Origin of the sequence: Kitasatospora nipponensis (assembly GCF_039528135.1) — a bacterium.
GTDB lineage: Bacteria > Actinomycetota > Actinomycetes > Streptomycetales > Streptomycetaceae > Kitasatospora > Kitasatospora nipponensis.
In genome coordinates this window covers 1-2,015 of the sequence record NZ_BAAALF010000408.1, presented here as the reverse complement: position 1 = coordinate 2,015, position 2,015 = coordinate 1, and the positions used below count along the sequence as shown (strand labels likewise).

Below are 2,015 nucleotides of genomic sequence, written 5' to 3'. Positions count from 1 at the left end.
ACGGCGACAGGGAGCTGTTCGGCTACCCCGCCGAGGAGGAGGGCGACGATGCCGACCACCGCGGACAGCTCACGGATCTCGATCAAGGTGTACAGCGTGCGGCCTGACGGTCCGCCGATCGTCCGCTCCAACCGGCAGTTCTTCGAGGACGGCTACTCGCTCAGTGGCATGAAGGAGTACCCGCCGTGCGAGTGCCCGCAAGCCCCGGCCTGCCGCCCCGTGCAGAACAACGTCCACTAGACGAGTAGATCCGAAGTTCGGTCCCGCCAAAGGGTCGAGGGCGTCCAAGATCAGTTTGTGACGACCGACCTGAACACCCTCTTGACCGCACTTTACGTGAAGATCGACGACGAGATCGGAGGAACGCGATGGCTGGGCCGCCCGCCCCTGCTCAGCGACTCTGAACTCGTCTGCCTCGCGGTGGCCCAGGCCCTGCTCGGGTACCACTCCGAGGCCCGCTGGCTGCGCTACGCGCACAAGCGCCTGTCCGGCATGTTCCCGTACCTTCCCCAGCGCGCGGGCTACAACAAGCGACTCCGTTCGGCACTGCCGCTGGTAAAGCGCGTGATCCGGGAACTGGCCCGGGATAGCGACTTCTGGACGGACACGGTGTGGATCACCGACTCCACGCCGGTGCCGTGCGGCATGTCGCGCCCGACCGTCCAGCGTTCGAACATGGCGGGCTGGGCCGGCTACGGCTACTGCGCCTCTCACTCCCGCTTTTTCTGGGGCCTTCGTCTGTATCTCGTGTGCACGCCGGCCGGCATGCCAATCCTGTGGGCGCTGGCGAACCCGAAGCTGGATGAGCGGGAGGTGCTGGCCGCGATGCTCGAAGTCGATGCGGAGCTGGTCGCCCGCCGCGAGGGCATGGTGCTCATCTCGGACAAGGGCTTCGCCTCGAAGACATTCGAGCGTGAACTCGCCGAGCTCGGCGTCGAGTTGCTGCGGCCCTCGTTCAAACGCGAGAAGAAGCGGTTCGGCGAGCCGATGCTCAAGAAGGTCCGCCAGCTGATCGAGTCGGTCAACGACACCCTCAAAGGGCAGCTCGACCTGGAACAACACGGCGGGCGGACCTTCGAGGGCGTCGCGATCCGGGTGGCCCAGCGAGTCCTGGCGATGGCCACCGCCATCTGGCACAACAACCGGACCGGCGCACCCGCCACGCGCTCGCTGATCGCGTTCGACCACTGACGGCATCCGGCAGTGACCGCAGGCAGGCTCTCGCCGAGTCAGAGGACCTCGGCCTGCTCTGGGGTCACGCAGTATTCGTGGTCGCCAACCTGCACGATGTAGCCCTTCGGTGGCTCCAAGGACGTCGTCCACCAGACCCCGGCGACCTCCCCGACAGCTTCCGTCGTCTCGCTCGGTGAGTCCGACTCAGTGCGGATTCGGACGCGGGTTCCGTCGGGCAGGTCGCTGCGATAGCGGGGCGGCATGTCGGGATGGAGTCGTCCCCTGGGGATCAGGAACTCCGGCCGTAGCCCCCAGGGACTGCCGTCCTCGGTCTCCACCGAGTAGATCGGCCCGACGTGGCCGTCGCGCTCGTCCTGCTTGATGACACACCCAACGACCACACCACGGCTGCCCACGATCTCCGGCCCGAGCCAACCCAGACTCGGAACTGGCGGATGCGGCGTCGTCAGTTCCACCAACTCGCCGTAAGCCAGGGTGGCCTGCTCTGGCCAGGGAGTCTCGTCCAGCAGCCACTGTTGCTCGACCGTCATGAGCCCCTCCATTTCATGACCTCGGTGGACCCACCAAACCATAACCGCGAGGTGATTGGCCTGATCGGTCTGGCCGGCCCTTCAACCGCGCGATCATGAGACTTCGGCCACCGTCACATCGGATCTACTCGTCTAGAGCCAGCCGTTGCGGCGTAAGCCCCGGTACATGCCGATACAGAGGACGGCGATGCCGGCCATCACGATCGGGTAGCCGTACCGGGAGTGCAGCTCCGGCATGTAGTCGAAGTTCATCCCGTACACGCCGGTGACCATGGTGGAGACGGCGAAGAT

4 protein-coding genes are annotated in these 2,015 nt (G+C 65.9%); 2 read left to right on the top strand and 2 right to left on the bottom strand.

Annotation, left to right across the window (positions count from 1 at the left end; genetic code table 11):
- The first annotated feature begins 96 nt into the window (after positions 1 to 96).
- Together ABD323_RS40700 and ABD323_RS40695 are read left to right on the top strand one after the other, a co-directional pair.
- Entirely contained in the window at positions 97 to 240 is a 144-nt protein-coding gene (locus ABD323_RS40700; RefSeq protein ID WP_184923972.1) for a hypothetical protein, read from the top strand.
- A 57-nt stretch (positions 241 to 297) separates the two neighbouring features.
- Positions 298 to 1,191, top strand: a complete 894-nt coding sequence (locus ABD323_RS40695; RefSeq protein ID WP_184914609.1) for an IS982 family transposase — start codon at positions 298 to 300, stop codon at positions 1,189 to 1,191.
- Positions 1,192 to 1,229: 38 nt separating this feature from the next.
- Here the strand turns inward: ABD323_RS40695 and ABD323_RS40690 are convergent, their stop codons facing one another.
- Together ABD323_RS40690 and ABD323_RS40685 are read right to left on the bottom strand one after the other, a co-directional pair.
- A complete protein-coding gene (locus ABD323_RS40690) occupies positions 1,230 to 1,724 on the bottom strand; it encodes a hypothetical protein (RefSeq protein ID WP_184925799.1) in 495 nt (164 codons plus the stop codon).
- 132 nt (positions 1,725 to 1,856) lie between these two features.
- Positions 1,857 to 2,015, bottom strand: a 159-nt coding sequence (locus tag ABD323_RS40685) for a CorA family divalent cation transporter (protein ID WP_344447149.1), incomplete at its 5' end; no start/stop codon positions are given.

Excerpts from the sequence above, each read along its gene's own strand:
- ABD323_RS40690 (WP_184925799.1), bottom strand. The coding sequence starts at position 1,724 with ATGACGGTCGAGCAACAGTGGCTGCTGGACGAGACTCCCTGGCCAGAG.